General features: G+C 62.7%; 12 protein-coding genes and 1 tRNA gene. All 13 read left to right on the top strand.

Annotated elements, in window-relative coordinates; translation table 11 throughout:
* Positions 1–75: 75 nt before the first annotated feature.
* The 13 genes from nuoF to infB all read left to right on the top strand — a co-directional run bounded on the left by nuoF (position 76) and on the right by infB (position 16,657).
* On the top strand, positions 76–1,386 hold the full coding sequence (nuoF, locus tag F455_RS0111675) for an NADH-quinone oxidoreductase subunit NuoF (RefSeq protein ID WP_018973474.1): 1,311 nt from the start codon (positions 76–78) through the stop codon (positions 1,384–1,386).
* Positions 1,383–3,758 (top strand): NADH-quinone oxidoreductase subunit NuoG, encoded by a 2,376-nt coding sequence (gene nuoG / locus F455_RS0111670; protein ID WP_018973473.1) that lies wholly within the window; start codon positions 1,383–1,385, stop codon positions 3,756–3,758. Before nuoF ends, nuoG begins: the two co-directional genes overlap by 4 nt.
* Positions 3,759–3,804: 46 nt before the next feature.
* Positions 3,805–4,833 (top strand): NADH-quinone oxidoreductase subunit NuoH, encoded by a 1,029-nt coding sequence (nuoH, locus tag F455_RS0111665; RefSeq protein ID WP_026293315.1) that lies wholly within the window; start codon positions 3,805–3,807, stop codon positions 4,831–4,833.
* 4 nt (positions 4,834–4,837) lie between these two features.
* Positions 4,838–5,326 (top strand): NADH-quinone oxidoreductase subunit NuoI, encoded by a 489-nt coding sequence (gene nuoI, locus F455_RS0111660; RefSeq protein ID WP_018973471.1) that lies wholly within the window; start codon positions 4,838–4,840, stop codon positions 5,324–5,326.
* A 7-nt stretch (positions 5,327–5,333) separates the two neighbouring features.
* Positions 5,334–5,939 carry an NADH-quinone oxidoreductase subunit J gene (locus tag F455_RS0111655; RefSeq protein ID WP_018973470.1) on the top strand — a complete coding sequence of 202 codons (606 nt, stop codon included), beginning with the start codon at positions 5,334–5,336 and terminating at the stop codon, positions 5,937–5,939.
* The gene (nuoK, locus tag F455_RS0111650) at positions 5,936–6,241 is read left to right on the top strand and encodes an NADH-quinone oxidoreductase subunit NuoK (RefSeq protein WP_018973469.1); all 306 of its coding nucleotides are present in this window, start codon (positions 5,936–5,938) and stop codon (positions 6,239–6,241) included. Before F455_RS0111655 ends, nuoK begins: the two co-directional genes overlap by 4 nt.
* Before the next feature lie 5 nt (positions 6,242–6,246).
* Complete coding sequence (gene nuoL, locus F455_RS0111645) at positions 6,247–8,262, top strand: NADH-quinone oxidoreductase subunit L (RefSeq protein ID WP_018973468.1); 2,016 nt, start codon at positions 6,247–6,249, stop codon at positions 8,260–8,262.
* A 140-nt stretch (positions 8,263–8,402) separates the two neighbouring features.
* Entirely contained in the window at positions 8,403–9,914 is a 1,512-nt protein-coding gene (locus F455_RS0111640) for an NADH-quinone oxidoreductase subunit M (RefSeq protein WP_018973467.1), read from the top strand.
* Between the two features lie 53 nt (positions 9,915–9,967).
* Positions 9,968–11,419 carry an NADH-quinone oxidoreductase subunit NuoN gene (nuoN, locus tag F455_RS0111635; RefSeq protein ID WP_018973466.1) on the top strand — a complete coding sequence of 484 codons (1,452 nt, stop codon included), beginning with the start codon at positions 9,968–9,970 and terminating at the stop codon, positions 11,417–11,419.
* Between the two features lie 72 nt (positions 11,420–11,491).
* Positions 11,492–11,568 (top strand) — tRNA-Met (locus F455_RS0111630).
* A 192-nt stretch (positions 11,569–11,760) separates the two neighbouring features.
* On the top strand, positions 11,761–12,267 hold the full coding sequence (gene rimP / locus F455_RS20680; protein ID WP_033409961.1) for a ribosome maturation factor RimP: 507 nt from the start codon (positions 11,761–11,763) through the stop codon (positions 12,265–12,267).
* 101 nt (positions 12,268–12,368) lie between these two features.
* Entirely contained in the window at positions 12,369–13,862 is a 1,494-nt protein-coding gene (gene nusA, locus F455_RS0111620; protein ID WP_020684079.1) for a transcription termination factor NusA, read from the top strand.
* 146 nt (positions 13,863–14,008) lie between these two features.
* A complete protein-coding gene (gene infB / locus F455_RS0111615) occupies positions 14,009–16,657 on the top strand; it encodes a translation initiation factor IF-2 (RefSeq protein ID WP_425413745.1) in 2,649 nt (882 codons plus the stop codon).
* Positions 16,658–16,750: the final 93 nt, after the last annotated feature.

Genomic DNA, 16,750 nt, shown 5'->3' with positions numbered 1-16,750 from the left:
CACGAGCAAGCAAGAACAATTCCGTCATTCCAGATTTGCGTTGGAATGAGGAGCAAGAGCTAAAAGGTAAAAAGCATGTCTGTTGGCCCCGCACCGCAGGAACACCAAGTCGTCTACACGACGCTGCATTTCGATCAGCCCTGGTCGATGGACAGCTATCTGAAAGTCGACGGCTACAAGGCGTGGAAGAAGATTCTCGCCGACAAGCCCGATCCGGCCTCGATCGTCGACGAGCTGAAGAAGAGTTCGCTGCGCGGCCGCGGCGGCGCGGGCTTCCCGACCGGCTTGAAGTGGTCCTTCATGCCGAAGGGCACGATGCAGAAGTACATCCTGTGCAATTCGGACGAGTCCGAGCCGGGTACTTGCAAGGACCGAGACATTCTGCGCTTCAATCCGCACTCGGTTGTCGAAGGCTTGGCGATCGCTTGTTACGCAACCGGTTCGACCGTCGCCTACAACTACCTGCGCGGCGAGTTCCACCATGAACCGTTCGAGCACTTCGAGGCGGCGCTGAAAGAGGCATACGCGGCGGGCCTGCTCGGCAAGAACATCGGCGGTAGCGGCATCGACTGCGACATCTACACCGCACTCGGTGCCGGCGCCTACATCTGCGGCGAAGAGACCGCGCTGATGGAATCGCTGGAAGGCAAGAAGGGCCAGCCGCGGTTCAAGCCGCCGTTCCCGGCCGGCTTCGGCCTCTACGGCAAGCCGACCACGATCAACAATACCGAGACTTACGCGTCGGTGCCGACGATCCTCAACAAGGGCGCCGAGTGGTTTCTTGCGCAAGGCAAGCCGAACAACGGCGGCCCGAAGATCTTTTCCGTATCGGGTCATGTCAACAAGCCGGGCAACTACGAGATCAAGCTCGGCACGCCGTTCTCCGAACTGCTCGAAATGGCCGGCGGCGTGCGCAACGGCAACAAGCTCAAGGCCGTGATTCCGGGCGGCTCGTCGATGCCCGTGCTCAAAGCCGAGACGATGATGGGCTTGACGATGGACTACGACGCGATCCAGAAGGCCGGATCGGGCCTCGGTTCCGGCGCGGTCATCGTGATGGACGAAACGACGTGCATGGTGCGCGCCTGCCATCGCATCAGTCGTTTCTACTATGCCGAGTCCTGCGGTCAGTGCACGCCGTGTCGCGAAGGCACGGGCTGGATGTACCGCATGCTCACGCGCATCGTCGATGGCAAGGCGGAGCTTGGCGACCTCGACATGCTCAAGCAGGCCGCCGGCCAGATCGAAGGCCATACGATTTGCGCGTTCGGCGAAGCCGCCGCGTGGCCGGTGCAAGGCTTCCTTCGCCAGTTCTGGAGCGAATTCGAGTACTACATCAAGAACGGCCGCAGCATTGTCGATGCGCCGATGGGAGTGGCGGCATGAGCGCTCAACCCACTTCCCCCGCCGCGCCGCCCGATTTCGTCAATATCGAGATCGACGGCAAGGCACTGCAGGTGCCGAAGAATTCGATGATCATCGCCGGTGCCGACAAGGCCGGCATTCCGATCCCGCGTTTCTGCTATCACGAGAAGCTGCCGATCGCCGCGAACTGCCGCATGTGCATGGTCGAGGTCGAGATGGGCGGCAAGCCGATGCCGAAGCCGCAGCCCGCGTGCGCGACTCCGGTCGCCGAGGGCATGAAGATCAAGACCGCTTCGCAGAAGGCGTTGTCGGCGCAGCGCAACGTCATGGAATTCCTGCTGATCAACCATCCGCTCGACTGCCCGATCTGCGACCAGGGCGGCGAATGCGAGCTGCAAGACCTGTCGATGGGCTACGGCCGCTCGGTCTCGCGCTTCGTCGAACGCAAGCGCGTCGTGCCTGACGAAGATCTCGGCCCGCTGATCGAAACAGAGATGACGCGCTGCATCCAGTGCACGCGCTGCGTGCGCTTCATGACCGAAGTGGCCGGCTCGCCGGAACTCGGCGGCATGGGTCGCGGCGAAAATCTGGAGATCGGCACCTACATCGGCAAGACGATCGACAGCGAGCTCGGCGGCAACATCATCGACGTCTGTCCGGTCGGCGCGCTTACGAACAAGGTATTCCGCTTCAAGGCGCGCGCGTGGGAACTGATCGCGCGCGAATCGATCGGCTACCACGACGCGCTGGCCTCGAACCTCTGGCTGCACACGCGCCGCGGCGAAGTGCTGCGCACGGTGCCGCGCGACAACGAAGCGATCAACGAATGCTGGCTGTCGGATCGCGACCGCTACTCGCATCAGGGCCTGTACGCGCAAGACCGGGCGACCAAGCCGATGGTGCGCAAGAACGGAGAGCTCGTCGAAACGTCGTGGCAGGAGGCAATTGCCTTCGCCGCCGATGGTTTGAAGAAGCACGGCGCCGATGTCGGTGCGCTCGTCGCTCCATACGTGTCGAGTGAAGAAGGCCATCTGCTCGCGCAGATCGTGCGCGGCCTCGGCAGCGACAATATCGACCATCGCCTGCGCGTCGCCGACTTCGCCGACGGCGGCCCCACGGGCGCGACGTTCGAAACGCCGCTCGCGCAGATCGAAAAAGCCGGCGCCGTGCTGCTGGTCGGCAGCAACCCGCGCCACGATGCGCCGCTGCTCGGCCATCGCATTCGCAAGGCGTGGAAGCATGGCGCGAAAGTGTTCGCGGTCAACGTGCTCGACTACGATTTCAATTTCGATTTCCACCTCGGCGGCAAAGCCATCGTGCTGCCGTCGCAGTTGGTGGGTGAGCTCGCGGCGCTGGTCGCGGCGGCACGTGAAAACGGCGCGAATGTGCCGGCAAATCTTGCGTCCGCAGTCGATGCGGCGAAGCCAGCCGATGCGCATCGCGCCACGGTCAAGGCGCTGCACGAGGCGAGCGGTTCGGTGCTGATGTTCGGCAACGACGCCGTGCATCATGCCCAGGCTTCGCTGCTGCGCGCGCTCGCGAAGTGTCTCGCCCAGGCGACGGACAGCGCGTTCAACGAACTTGCCGACGGCGCGAATGCGCTCGGCCTCGCTCGCGTCGGCGTGCAGCCGCGCACGAACGGCCGCAATGCCGCGGCGCTGCTCGCACAGCCGACCAAGGCGCTGATCAGCTATCACCTCGGTGCCGAAGACACGAGCTCACCGGCGGCCTACGATGTCGCGCGCGACAACGCGCCGTTTGCCGTCTATATCGGCGCGTTTGCCTGCAACGGCGTGAAACGTACGGCGCAAGTCGTGCTACCGGTCGGCCTGCCGCCGGAAATCGACGGCAGCTACGTGAACGTCGACGGTGTCGTACAGACCGTCACTGCCGGCGCAAAGCTACCGGGCGAAGCGCGGCCTGGCTGGAAGGTACTGCGTGCGCTCGGTGCCGCGCTGGGCTTACCCGGATTCGGCTTCACCGAGTTCAGCGAAGTCTGTGCGTCGATCGCCGATGCGGTTGCGACGAAATCTTCAGCGGCGCCGACGGGCGCCCTGGCTGCTTCGACGACGGCCTCGGTCGGAGTAGGTGTGTTCGAACGCATCTCGACCGTGCCGATCTATCGCAGCGATGCGATCGTGCGTCGTTCGCCGGCGCTGCAGGCGCATCCGCTTACCGGCGAATGCTCGCTCGGTCTGCACCCGGAAGACGCGTTGGCGCTCGGCCTGGGCAATGGCGGCAGAGCGAAGGTCAGCGCCGGCGCCGCGACGGTGGAGCTGCCGGTCGTGGTGACACGCGCGGTGCCGCGCGGCGGGGCGTGGATCGAAAAGACCTGGAAGCAGACGCGCGCGCTGCCGGGCAATGGCGGCGCACTGACGATAACGAGGGCCTGACGGCGTGCTTTCCAATTTCTTCCATTCCTGGATTCACGATCCGCTGATCGCTCACGCTGGCACGTTCGGCCTTGTCGTCTGGCTCGTGCTCTGCATCCTCGCGATCGCGGTGCCGGTGATCCTCACGGTCGCGCTTTACGTCTGGTGGGAGCGCAAGGTGCTCGGCTGGATGCACGTGCGCATGGGGCCGAACAGCGTCGGTCCCGCGGGTCTCGCGCAGACCTTTGCCGACGTGTTCAAGCTGCTGCTGAAGGAATACTTCATGCCGCAGGCGGCGAGCAAATTCCTGTTCGTGGTCGCGCCGCTGATCGCGCTCGTGCCGGCGTTCGCCGCTTGGGCGGTCGTGCCGTTCGATGACAAGGTCGTGCTCGCCGACGTCAATGCGGGCCTGCTCTATCTGCTCGCGATGACCTCGCTCGGCGTCTACGGCATCATCCTCGCCGGCTGGTCGTCGAACTCGAAATACGCGATGCTCGGTGCGATGCGCTCGGCCGCGCAGGTGGTTTCTTACGAAATCGCGATGGGCATGGCGCTCGTCGGCGTTCTGATCTGCGCGGGCAGCTTGAATCTGTCCGACATCGTGCGTGCGCAAGGCGGCAACTGGGGAATCTTCAACGGATTCTGGTTGCCGCTGTTTCCGCTGTTCCTCGTTTACTTCATTTCCGGCGTCGCCGAAACCAACCGCGCGCCGTTCGACGTGGCCGAGGGCGAATCTGAAATCGTCGCCGGCTTCCACGTCGAGTATTCGGGCGCGCCGTTCGCGGTGTTCTTCCTCACCGAATACGCGAACATGATCCTGATTTCGTTCCTCGCCTCGGTGCTGTTCCTGGGCGGCTGGAATTCGATCTTTCCGGTGTCGTGGGGATTCCTCGGCGCGCCGGGCTGGTGGTGGCTGTTCGTCAAGGCGTTCTTCTTCGCGTTCTTCTATCTCTGGTTCCGCGCCGCGTTCCCGCGCTACCGCTACGACCAGATCATGCGTCTGGGTTGGAAAGTCTTCGTGCCGATCACGATCGTCTGGGTGCTCGTTGCGGGCTGCCTGGTGTACTTCGATATCGTCGGCCCAGGCAAGGTGTAATGAAATGACCGCTGTCGTTCGCTATTTCAAAAGCCTGTTCCTGCTCGAGTTGCTCAAGGGCCTCGCGCTGACCGGCAAGTACATGTTCAAGCCGAAGTACACGATGCGCTATCCGATGGAAAAGATTCCGCAGTCGAATCGTTTCCGCGGACTGCATGCGTTGCGCCGCTATCCGAACGGCGAGGAGCGCTGCATCGCCTGCAAGTTGTGCGAGGCGGTGTGCCCGGCCCTGGCGATCACGATCGACTCCGAGCAGCGCGCTGACGGTACGCGCCGCACGACGCGCTACGACATCGACTTGTTCAAGTGCATCTACTGCGGCTTCTGCGAGGAAAGCTGCCCGGTCGACTCGATCGTCGAGACCAACATCCACGAGTACCACTTCGAGAAGCGCGGCGAGAACATCGTGACCAAGCCCCAACTGCTTGCGATCGGCGATCGTTTCGAGAAGGAAATCGCAGCGGCGCGCGCGCAAGACGCCGCGTATCGGTGAGGCATACATGAGTTTTGAACTGATCCTGTTCTACCTGTTCGCCACGGTGCTGACCGTCGCCGCGCTCGGCGTCATCACGGTGAAGAATTCCGTGCACGCGGCGCTGCTGCTCGTGCTGACGTTCTTCACCGCCGCCGCGCTGTGGCTGCTGCTGCAGGCCGAGTTCCTCGCGATCGCGCTCGTGCTCGTCTACGTCGGCGCGGTCATGGTGCTGTTCCTGTTCGTCGTCATGATGCTCGATATCAAGGTCGAGCCGCTGCGCGAAGGTTTCGTGCGTTATCTGCCGATCGGCGCGATCGTCGCGGTCGTGATGCTGGTCGAGATGCTCGGCCTGATCGGCCTCAAGACGATGTCGGCGCAGGCGCTGCCGGCCGATCCCGCGGGTGCGTCGAACACCGCGTGGCTCGGCAAGGCATTGTTCACCCAGTTCCTGCTGCCGTTCGAAGTCGCCGCCGTGATCCTGACCGTGGCCCTCATTGCAGCGGTCATGCTGACCCTGCGTCGCCGCGTCGGCGTCAAGTCGCAAGATCCGGCGAAGCAGGTCGCGGTCAAGGCGAGCGAGCGCGTGCGCATCGTCAAGATGGAAAGCGCGAGCAAGGGAGGCACGCCATGATCACCCTATCGCACTACATCGTGCTCGGCACAATCCTGTTCTGCATTTCCGTGGCAGGCATCTTCATCAACCGCAAGAACGTCATTGTGCTGTTGATGTCGATCGAGCTGATGCTGCTCGCGGTCAACACGAACTTCGTCGCCTTCTCGCGCTTCCTCGGTAACGTCGACGGACAGGTGTTCGTGTTCTTCATCTTGACCGTGGCGGCGGCGGAGTCGGCGATCGGCCTGGCGATCCTTGTCACCCTGTTCCGCAACCGCGCGACGATCAACGTCGGCGAACTCGATTCGATGAAAGGCTGATCGGCATGCAACTGAATCCCACCATTCTGCTGATCATTGCCCTCGCACCGCTCGTCGGCGCGGTCGTCGCCGGCATTTTCCGCAGCCAGGTCGGCCGCATCGGTGCACACACGGTGACGATTGCCGGCGTCGCGTTGTCCTGCGTACTGTCGTTCTACGTGCTCTACCAACTCGTTTGGGGCGGAGCGGAGTCGTACAACGCGAATCTCTACACCTGGTTTCAGGTCGGTGGCATCGATGCGCATGTCGGTTTTCTTGTCGACCGGCTCACCGCGATGATGATGGTTGTCGTCACCTTCGTCTCGTTGATGGTGCACGTCTACACGATCGGCTACATGGCCGAGGACGACGGCTACCAACGCTTCTTCAGCTACATCGCGCTGTTCACCTTCTCGATGCTGATGCTCGTCATGAGCAACAACTTCCTGCAGCTGTTCTTCGGCTGGGAAGCGGTCGGCCTCGTTTCGTACCTGCTGATCGGTTTCTGGTTCAAGCGCCCGACCGCGGTGTTCGCGAACATGAAGGCGTTCATCGTCAACCGCGTCGGCGACTTCGGCTTTCTGCTCGGCATCGCCGGCGTGCTGTATTTCTTCCACACGCTCGACTATGCGACCGTGTTTGCGCACAGCGAAGCGCTGAGCGGCAAGACGCTCGAGATTTTCAGCGGCAACCCGTGGTCGGCGGCGACGGTGATCTGCATCTGCCTGTTCATCGGCGCGATGGGCAAGTCCGCGCAGGTACCGCTGCACGTGTGGCTGCCGGACTCGATGGAAGGCCCGACACCGATCTCCGCCTTGATCCATGCCGCCACCATGGTGACTGCGGGCATCTTTATGGTTGCGCGCATGTCGCCGCTGTTCGAACTTTCGGAAACGGCGCTGTCCTTCGTGCTCGTGATCGGCGCGACCACGGCGTTCTTCACCGGCCTGATCGGCATCGTGCAGAACGACATCAAGCGCGTCGTCGCCTATTCGACCTTGTCGCAGCTCGGCTACATGACCGCGGCGCTCGGCGTGTCGGCGTACTCGGCCGCGGTGTTCCACCTGATGACGCACGCGTTCTTCAAAGCGTTGCTGTTCCTCGGCGCGGGCTCGGTCATTATCGCGATGCATCACGAACAGGACATGCGCTACATGGGCGGCCTGCGCAAGTACATGCCGATCACCTTCGTCACTGCGTGGATCGGCACGCTGGCGCTGACCGGCATGCCGGGTTTTGCCGGGTTCTATTCGAAGGACGCGATCATCGAGGCGGTGGGCGAGTCGCATCGCTGGGGCGCCGGTTACGCCTATCTGTGCGTTCTGCTCGGCGTCTTCGTCACTGCGTTCTACAGCTTCCGCCTGTTGTATCTGACGTTTCACGGCAAGGAACGTTTCGTTGTCGATCATGGCCATGGTCACGGTCATGACGACCACGGCCACCATGAGCCGGGGCATCTCGCCCACGATCCGCACGAATCACCGGCCGTCGTGACCTGGCCGCTGATGGCGCTCGCCGTGCCGTCGATCGTCATCGGCGCGCTGACGGTCGGTTCGATGCTGCATGGCGACTACTTCGGCAGCGCGGTCCGTGTTGCGCACGAGGCAGGCGAGGGCGCGCATGGTGAATTCGTGGGCTGGTTCCAGACGATGCTGGAAGGCTTCGTCGGCGCGCCGTTCATTCTTGCCTTTCTCGGCTTCGCGTTGGCTACCTACATCTATCTGTTCAACCCGGCTATCGCCGATAAGACGAAGAATGCGCTCTATCCGCTGTGGAACATGCTCGACAAGAAATACTGGTTCGACCCGATCTATCAGGCCGTGTTCGCGCGCGGCAGCGTCGTGCTCGGCCGCGGCTTGTGGAAGGGCGGTGATGTCGGCGTGATCGATAACGTGCTGATCGACGGCTCGGCCGCCGCGGTTGCGCGCACGGCGGGCGTGGTGCGCTGGCTGCAGACAGGTTACCTGTATACCTATGCGTTCGCGATGATCCTCGGGCTGGTGTTCCTGCTCGGCGGGTTGTGGTGGGTGGTCGGGAAATAATTTTTGCTCGTCATTTCGCCTTTGCGGACTGCATAGGCAGGATGCCGAAGCGAACATTCGCTTAGCGAGTGACGCAAAGCGGGGGCCGCAGGACGCGACCAATCAATGACGAACGAAAAGAACAAATGGGAAATGATGGAATGATGCAATCGCTGTTGAGCATCCTGATCTGGTTGCCGATCGCCGGCGGCTTCGCCGTGCTCGCGCTCGGCACGCATCGCGCGAAAGAGGCGCGCTGGCTCGCGCTGGCCGTGGCCGTGGCGACGTTCATCGTCAGCATTCCGCTGCTGACCGGCTACGATGCGGCCGCAGGCACGATGCAGTTCATCGAACAGCATCGCTGGATCGCCGCGATCAACGCCAACTACCACCTCGGCGTCGACGGCATCTCGGTCGCATTGATCGTGCTGACGACCTTCGTCACCGTGCTCGTCGTTCTCGGCGCCTGGGACTCGGTGCACGACAAGGTCAACCAGTACCTGGCCGCGTTCCTCGTGCTCGAAGGTCTCATGGTCGGCGTGTTCTGCGCGCTCGACGCGTTGCTGTTCTACGTGTTCTTCGAAGGCATGCTGATTCCGATGTTCATCATCATCGGCATCTGGGGCGGTCCGCGCCGTGTCTACGCGACCTTGAAGTTCTTCCTCTACACATTCTTCGGCTCGATCTTCATGCTGGTCGGCTTGATCTGGCTGTACATGCAGTCGAACAGCTGGGAGTTGTCGCAGCTCGCCGCGCTCAAGCTCACCCTGACCCAGCAATCGTGGCTGTTCTTCGCCTTCCTGGTCGCGTTCGCGGTCAAGGTGCCGATGTGGCCGGTGCATACCTGGCTGCCCGACGCGCACGTCGAAGCGCCGACCGGCGGTTCGGTCATTCTGGCCGCAATCATGCTGAAGATCGGCGGCTACGGTTTTCTGCGCTTCTCGCTGCCGATCACGCCGGATGCGAGCCAGCATTTCGCCTGGCTGCTGATCGCGCTGTCGCTGATCGCGGTCATCTACATCGGTTTCGTCGCTCTCGTGCAGGAGGACATGAAGAAACTGATCGCGTACTCGTCCGTGTCGCACATGGGCTTCGTCACGCTCGGCATCTTCATCGCGCTCGCCCTCGTGCGCGTCAGCGGCAATAAGGACGCAGCCTACCTCGGCGTGTCCGGTGCGATGGTGCAGATGATCTCGCACGGCTTCGTCTCCGGCGCGATGTTCTCGTGCATCGGCGTGATCTACGACCGCATGCACACGCGCATGATCAAGGATTACGGCGGAGTCGTGAACACGATGCCGTGGTACGCCGCTTTCGTCGTGTTCTTCGCCATGGCCAATTGCGGCCTGCCTGGCACCAGCGGTTTCGTCGGCGAGTTCATGGTCATCCTTGCCAGCTTCCAATCGAATTTCTGGATCGCCGCGCTCGCTGCGTTCACCCTGATTATCGGTGCGGCATACACGCTGTGGCTGGTCAAGCGCGTGATCTGGGGCGAGGTGACCAACGATCACGTTGCCAAGCTCAAGGACATCGATGCACGCGAGGCGCTCGTACTCGGCGCATTCGCCGCGATGACGCTGCTGTTCGGCATCTGGCCGGAGCCGCTGACGCATTTGATGGACGCTTCGGTCAAGCACATCGTTGATCAGTTGCTCGTGGTCAAGGCCGGCTAGACGACCGTTTTTTGCTGTCGCGCGCAGGGAAGCGCGCATAAATGAGATGAACCATGTCTTTCAGTATCCAAGACCTCCAGCTGATCCTGCCTGAAGCATTCCTGCTGTTCGCCATCTGTGCGGTGATCGCGGTGGATCTCGTCATCAAGCCTGCGCAGCGTGATGCGACGCATTGGTTGTCGATCGGGGTCGTCGTTGCGACGTTGCTGCTGGTCATCATCGATCGCAGCGCGGATGCGCGCGGCTTTTCCGGCATGTTCGTGCACGATGCGGTAGCGCGCCTGCTCAAGGTGTTCATCCTTCTCGTCACCATCGCCGTGTTCGTCTATGCGCGTACCTACCTGAAGGATCGCAAGCTGTTCGTCGGCGAATTCCACATGCTGGTGTTGTTCGCGGTGCTCGGCATGATGCTGCTCGTTTCTGCCGGCAGTCTGGTGATGATCTACGTCGGCCTCGAACTGCTGACGCTGTCCTCGTATGCCCTGGTCGCGCTGAACCGCGATTCGCCGCTGTCGTCCGAAGCGGCGATGAAGTACTTCGTGCTCGGCGCGCTCGCCTCGGGCATCCTGCTCTATGGCATGTCGATGATCTACGGCGCGACCGGCACGCTCGATCTGCAGAAGATCCACGCCGTCGCATCGCTTGCCGCGGGCAGCTCGCACCAGACGCTGCTCGCCTTCGGCCTGGTTTTCCTCGTCGCCGGCATTGGTTTCAAGTTCGGCGCGGCGCCGTTCCATATGTGGTTGCCCGACGTCTACCAGGGTTCGCCGACTGCGGTCACCACGTTCATCGGCTCGGCGCCGAAGATCGCCGCGTTCGGTATGGCCTGGCGCCTGCTCGATGGCGCGCTCGGCGGGCTGCATCCGCACTGGGGCGAAATGCTCGCCGTGCTCGCCGTGCTGTCGCTCGCGATCGGCAATGTCGTCGCCATTGCGCAGACCAACCTCAAGCGCATGCTCGCGTACTCGACGATCTCGCACGTCGGCTTCCTCCTGCTCGGCCTCGCCAACGGCACGCCGTCGGGCTATGCCGCGGCGATGTTCTACGCGATCGCCTACGCGATCATGTCGGCTGCGGCTTTCGGCTCGATCCAGTTGCTCGCGCGCGCCGGTTTCGAAGCCGAGGAGATCGACGACTTCAAGGGTCTCAACCAGCGCAACCCGTGGTACGCGTTCGTCGTCCTGCTCGTGATGGCCTCGCTCGCCGGCATCCCGCCACTGTTTGGCTTTTTCGCCAAGCTGCTCGTGCTCAAGGCGGCGCTCGATGCGGGCATGCTCTGGCTCGCGATCGTCGCGATCGTCTTCGCCATCGTCGGTGCGTTCTATTATCTGCGCGTGATCAAGGTCATGTACTTCGATCCGCCGGAGACGAAAGACACGCTCGCCCTGCCGCAAGACATTCCGCTGCGCTGGGTGCTGTCGATCAACGGCGCCGCGCTGCTGTTTCTCGGCCTGTTCTTTGGTCCGCTGCTGAGCTGGTGCTATCGGGCGATGGGTGCGGGTTGAAGTCGATTCAAGCCGACAAGGCTCGGCGTTCTTGCAAAATACCGCCATCTGCGACTAGAATAGCGGCTCTGGTGCGGGGTGGAGCAGTCTGGCAGCTCGTCGGGCTCATAACCCGAAGGTCGTAGGTTCAAATCCTGCCCCCGCTACCAATTTTCTCGCAGGATGCGACTCGCCGGTTTCTGGATCAAAACGGCGGACTAAGGAATGGGCCTCTGGCCCATTTTTTGTTTCTGCGGATTCGCAAAAAGACGCCGCAAAGACCTCGGCTTTTAATTGAATAGTGCGGGCAGGAAGCCCGCTTCGTGATCGTCGCGTTCAAGGACGAACGCACAGGTAAACCCATGAGAAATGAGGAATTGACCAATCTGGTAGCGCCCGCGATCGCCGACATGGGGCTGGAATGCCTCGGCGTCGAGTACAGCCCGTCGCACGGCAATTCGCTGGTGCGCGTGTACATCGATCGCATGGATGCACCGGTGACCGTGGATGATTGCGAGGCGGTCAGTCGCCAGGTGTCGGCGCTGTTCGACGTGAACGATCCGATCGTTGGACGCTACACGCTCGAAGTGTCCTCGCCGGGACTCGACCGGCCGCTGTACACGCCGGGGCAGTTCGCGCGTTTCGTCGGCGAGGACGCAAAGATCGAGTTGAGTTTGCCGCTCAACGGGCGGCGCCGTTTTCAGGGGCCGATTCTCGCGGTGGAAGGCGAGACGATCACGGTCGAACAAGACGGTGCCGCAGTTGATATCCCGCACGGCAACGTGCACAGAGCCAAGCTCGTGCCGCGGTTCGACGAGCCGAAGAAGCCGGGAAAAGGTCGCAAAACGGAAAAAGGTAAAAAGGGATAAACGTTTTTATACGGGAGATGTCGCTCCGCGATGTCTTTCCCTCATCCGGCCCTTCGGGCCACCTCTCCCGAGTGGAGAAGGGAAGCTTAAGAGACAAGAAGATGAGCAAAGAAATGCTGTTGGTAGCCGACGCAGTGGCCAACGAGAAAGGCGTCGATCGCGACGTGATTTTTCACGCACTTGAGGCCGCGCTCGCCTCGGCGGCGAAGAAGCGCTATCCGAACGAGGATGTCGCCGCGCGCGTATCCATCGATCGCCACAGCGGCGAGTATGAAACGTTCCGCCGCTGGGAAGTGGTCGCCGACGACGTGGTCATGGAATCGCCGGACCGCCAGTTGCGCCTCATGGACGCGGTCGACGTCAAGCCTGACGCGCAGATCGGCGACTTCATCGAGGAGAAGATCGAGAACCCCGATTTCGGCCGCATCTCGGCGCAGGCTGCCAAGCAGGTCATCGTGCAGCACGTGCGCGAGGCCGAGCGTGCACTCGTCGTTTCCGCGTTCAAGGATCGCGTTGGCGAACTCGTTACGGGCGTGGTCAAGCGTGTCGAGCGCGGTTCGATCTATCTTGACCTCGGCGGCAATGCCGAGGCCTACATCGCGCGCGACAAGGCGATCCCGCGCGAAGCGGTGCGCGCAGGCGACCGCGTGCGCGGCTATCTGTACGAAGTGCGTGCCGAACAGCGCGGCCCGCAGTTGTTCGTCTCGCGCACCGCGCCGGAATTCATGATCGAACTGTTCAAGCTCGAAGTGCCGGAAGTCGGCCAGGGTCTGGTCGAGATCAGGGCGGCCGCACGCGACGCGGGCGACCGCGCCAAGATCGCCGTGATCGCGCACGACCATCGCACCGATCCGATCGGCGCCTGCATCGGCATGCGCGGCTCGCGCGTGCAGGCGGTGTCGAACGAACTCAACGGCGAGCGCATCGACATCGTGTTGTGGAACGAGAATGCTGCGCAGTTCGTGATCAACGCGATGGCGCCGGCCGAAGTGCAGTCGATCATCGTCGACGAGGACAAGCATTCGATGGACATCGCCGTCGCCGAGGACAAGCTCTCGCAGGCGATCGGCCGCGGCGGCCAGAACGTACGCCTAGCGTCCAAGCTGTCCGGCTGGCAGCTCAACGTGATGACCCAGGATCAGGTCGCGGCGAAGTCCGAGGCCGAGCAGGTCGCGGCGCGTGAATTGTTCCAGGCCAAGCTCGAGGTCGATGCGGAAATCGCCGCGATCCTCGTGCAGGAAGGTTTTTCGACGGTCGAGGAAATCGCCTACGTGCCGACCGCGGAATTGCTCGGCATCGAAGGCTTCGACGAGGACATCGTCGAGGAACTGCGCGCGCGTGCACGCGACGCGTTGCTCACCGACGCGCTCGCGGTCGAAGAAGACATCGATGAGCACAAGCCGGCAGACGATCTGCTTGCCGTGCCGGGCATGGACGAGGCGACCGCATTCACGCTCGCGCAGCACAAGATCGTCACGCGTCAGGATCTGGCCGACCTCGCCACCGACGAACTGGTCGAGCTGGCGATCGACGGTATCGACGAAAAGCATGCGTCGGCGCTGATCATGGCGGCGAGACAGGCCGAGGCCGCGTAGCCGGCAAATTTTTCAGGGCGAATCAGGTGTGTGTATGAACGCTTGAACTGACAATCCCGTCATCCCGGCTTTGCTTTGATGACGGCAAAAAGTAACTGAGGCAATGTGCGGGCGAAATTCGCACGGCGCCGCGAGGAGAAGCAAGAATCATGTCGGACGTAACGATCAAACAACTAGCCGGTGTACTCGGCATGAGCGCGGACAAGCTGATTTCGCAGCTGAACAGCGCCGGCATGAAATTCTCCAGCCCTGACCAGGTCGTCTCAAGCACGGATAAGGTCAAGCTGCACGGCTTCCTGCGCCGCACCCACGGCAAGGGCGAGGGTTCTAGCGGCGGCGAAGACAACGCACCGCGCCAGGTGACGCTCAAGCGCCGCACGGTCAGCGAACTGACGGTCAATCAGGGCGCGACGCGCGGCAAGACGGTCAACGTCGAAGTGCGCCAAAAGCGCACCTACGTCAAACGCAGCGAAATTTCGCCGGAGCAGCAACCGGATGCCGAGCGCGAGGATGCGCTGAAGAAGCTTGCCGAGTCGCAACTCAAGCGCGAGACCGAAGAAATCACGCGCCAAGACCGCGAACGTCGCCGCCTTGAAGAAGAGGCGAAGCTGCGCGCGGCTGAGGAAGCGCGTGTGCGCGCCGAAACCGAAGCTCGCGAGGTCGCGGCCAAGGCCGCCGCCGAGCAGGCGGCGAAGCAGCCGGCTGCCGATGCGGAAAAACCGGCCGAACGCGTGGCCAAAACCGACGCCGCGACACCGGCGCGGAAGCCGGCCGAAGCGCCGCGGCCGCGGCCTGCTCGTGTCAATGGCAACGGCGAAGCCGAAAGTGCGCATGCCGCCGCCGCTCGGCATAAAAAGCATGGCTCGCATCGCATGCCCGCGGAAAGCGATGGCACGCCACGATATTTCGGCGCCGAGCTGCACCTCTCCGACGAAGGCCACGCGCGTCGTGGCGCGATCAAGCGCAAGCCGCGCCGTCAGGTCGAGCAGGTGCGTTCGCCGTCGGGTGGTCCGCACGGCTTCTCGCGTCCGACTGCGCCGGTCACGCGCGACATTGCGATCGGCGAATCGATCCTCGTTTCCGACCTGGCCCAGAAGATGGCGGTCAAGGGCGCGGATGTGGTCAAAGCGCTGTTCAAGATGGGTGTGATGGCGACGATCAATCAGCCGATCGACCACGACACGGCCGTGCTGGTGGTCGAAGAACTTGGCCACAACGCGACGCGTCTCGAAGAGGACAATGCGGAGACCACGCTGGCCAAGGTCGAGATCGTCGGCAATAGAGAGTCGCGCCCGCCCGTGGTCACGATCATGGGCCACGTCGATCACGGCAAGACGTCGCTGCTCGACTACATCCGTCGCACCAAGGTTGCCTCGGGCGAAGCCGGCGGCATCACCCAGCACATCGGCGCGTATCACGTGAAGACCGATCGCGGCGTGATCTCGTTCCTCGACACGCCTGGCCACGCCGCGTTCAGCGCGATGCGCGCGCGCGGTGCGAAGCTGACCGACATCGTCGTACTCGTCGTCGCCGCAGACGACGGTGTGATGCCGCAGACGATCGAAGCGATCAACCACGCGCGCGCCGCGAAGGTGCCGCTGATCGTGGCGATGAACAAGATGGACAAGCCCGAAGCGAACCCCGACCAGGTCAAGCAGGGTCTCGTCCAGCACGAAGTGGTGCCGGAAGAGTGGGGCGGCGACGTGCAGATCGTGCCGGTGTCGGCGAAGACCGGCGATGGCGTCGACAACCTGCTCGAATCGATCCTGCTGCAGGCCGAAGTCATGGAACTGACCGCGGTCAAGGACGGTCGCGCCGCCGGCGTCGTCGTCGAGTCGAGTCTCGACAAGGGCCGCGGTCCGGTCGCGACCGTGCTCGTCCAGCAAGGCACACTGAAGAAGGGCGACTTCATCGTCTGCGGCGTCGAGTACGGCCGCGTGCGTGCGCTGTTCAACGAGAGCGGCCAGCAGGTTGATGCGGCCGGCCCGTCGATTCCGGTGCAGTTGCTCGGTCTCTCAGGCGTGCCTGAAGCCGGCGACGACTTCATCGTCGTGCAGGACGAACGCCTGGCCAAGGACGTCGCCCTCGAGCGCCAGCACAAGCGCCGCGACGCGCGCCTGCTCAAACAGGCTGGCAACCGCATGGAAGACATCATGGCGCAGATGGGCCAGGGCGAGGGCGCGCAAACGCTCAATCTCGTGGTCAAGGCCGACGTGCAAGGTTCGGCTGAAGCGCTGCGCGATGCCCTGACCAAGATCGGCAACGACAAGATCAAGGTCAACGTGATCGGGTCCGGCGTCGGCGGCATCACCGAGTCCGACGCGACGCTCGCCGCGGCGTCGAAGGCCGTGATCATCGGCTTCAACGTGCGCGCCGATGCGTCCGCGCGCAAGATCATCGAGACCAACGGCCTCGACCTGCGCTATTTCTCGATTATCTACGATGTGATCGACCAGGTGAAGCAGGTCGCTTCGGGTCTGCTCGGCAACGAGATCCGCGAAGAAATCATCGGTGTGGCCCAGGTGCGCGACGTGTTCCGCTCATCCAAGTTCGGCGCGATCGCGGGTTGCATGATCATCGAGGGCACGGTCAAGCGCAACAAGCCGATCCGCGTGTTGCGTGACAACACCGTCATCTTCCAGGGCGAACTCGAATCGCTGCGGCGTTTCAAGGAAAACGTCGAAGAGGTGCGCAACGGCATGGAGTGCGGCATTGGCGTCAAGCAATACAACGACGTCAAGCCGGGCGACCAGATCGAGTGCTTCGAGCGCATCGAGGTGGCGAGGACTCTGTAAGGTCGATTCCCGCGACAGGAGAAAAAGGGGCGGCATCGTCCCTTTTTCTTTTTCTTGCCGTTTCTAGTTTCGTCGGAGTGACGGCGTAAGATT

Origin of the sequence: Rudaea cellulosilytica DSM 22992 (genome assembly GCF_000378125.1) — a bacterium.
Classification (GTDB): Bacteria; Pseudomonadota; Gammaproteobacteria; order Xanthomonadales; family Rhodanobacteraceae; genus Rudaea; species Rudaea cellulosilytica.
This window is presented reverse-complemented; position numbering and strand designations above follow the sequence as displayed.

Bases quoted from the DNA above. Each gene is read 5' to 3' on its own strand.
- nuoK (WP_018973469.1), top strand. From the start codon at position 5,936: ATGATCACCCTATCGCACTACATCGTGCTCGGCACAATCCTGTTCTGC.
- nuoN (WP_018973466.1), top strand. From the start codon at position 9,968: ATGTCTTTCAGTATCCAAGACCTCCAGCTGATCCTGCCTGAAGCATTC.
- nuoI (WP_018973471.1), top strand. From the start codon at position 4,838: ATGACCGCTGTCGTTCGCTATTTCAAAAGCCTGTTCCTGCTCGAGTTG.
- rimP (WP_033409961.1), top strand. From the start codon at position 11,761: ATGAGAAATGAGGAATTGACCAATCTGGTAGCGCCCGCGATCGCCGAC.
- F455_RS0111640 (WP_018973467.1), top strand. From the start codon at position 8,403: ATGATGCAATCGCTGTTGAGCATCCTGATCTGGTTGCCGATCGCCGGC.
- nusA (WP_020684079.1), top strand. From the start codon at position 12,369: ATGAGCAAAGAAATGCTGTTGGTAGCCGACGCAGTGGCCAACGAGAAA.
- F455_RS0111655 (WP_018973470.1), top strand. From the start codon at position 5,334: ATGAGTTTTGAACTGATCCTGTTCTACCTGTTCGCCACGGTGCTGACC.
- nuoG (WP_018973473.1), top strand. From the start codon at position 1,383: ATGAGCGCTCAACCCACTTCCCCCGCCGCGCCGCCCGATTTCGTCAAT.
- nuoF (WP_018973474.1), top strand. From the start codon at position 76: ATGTCTGTTGGCCCCGCACCGCAGGAACACCAAGTCGTCTACACGACG.
- nuoL (WP_018973468.1), top strand. From the start codon at position 6,247: ATGCAACTGAATCCCACCATTCTGCTGATCATTGCCCTCGCACCGCTC.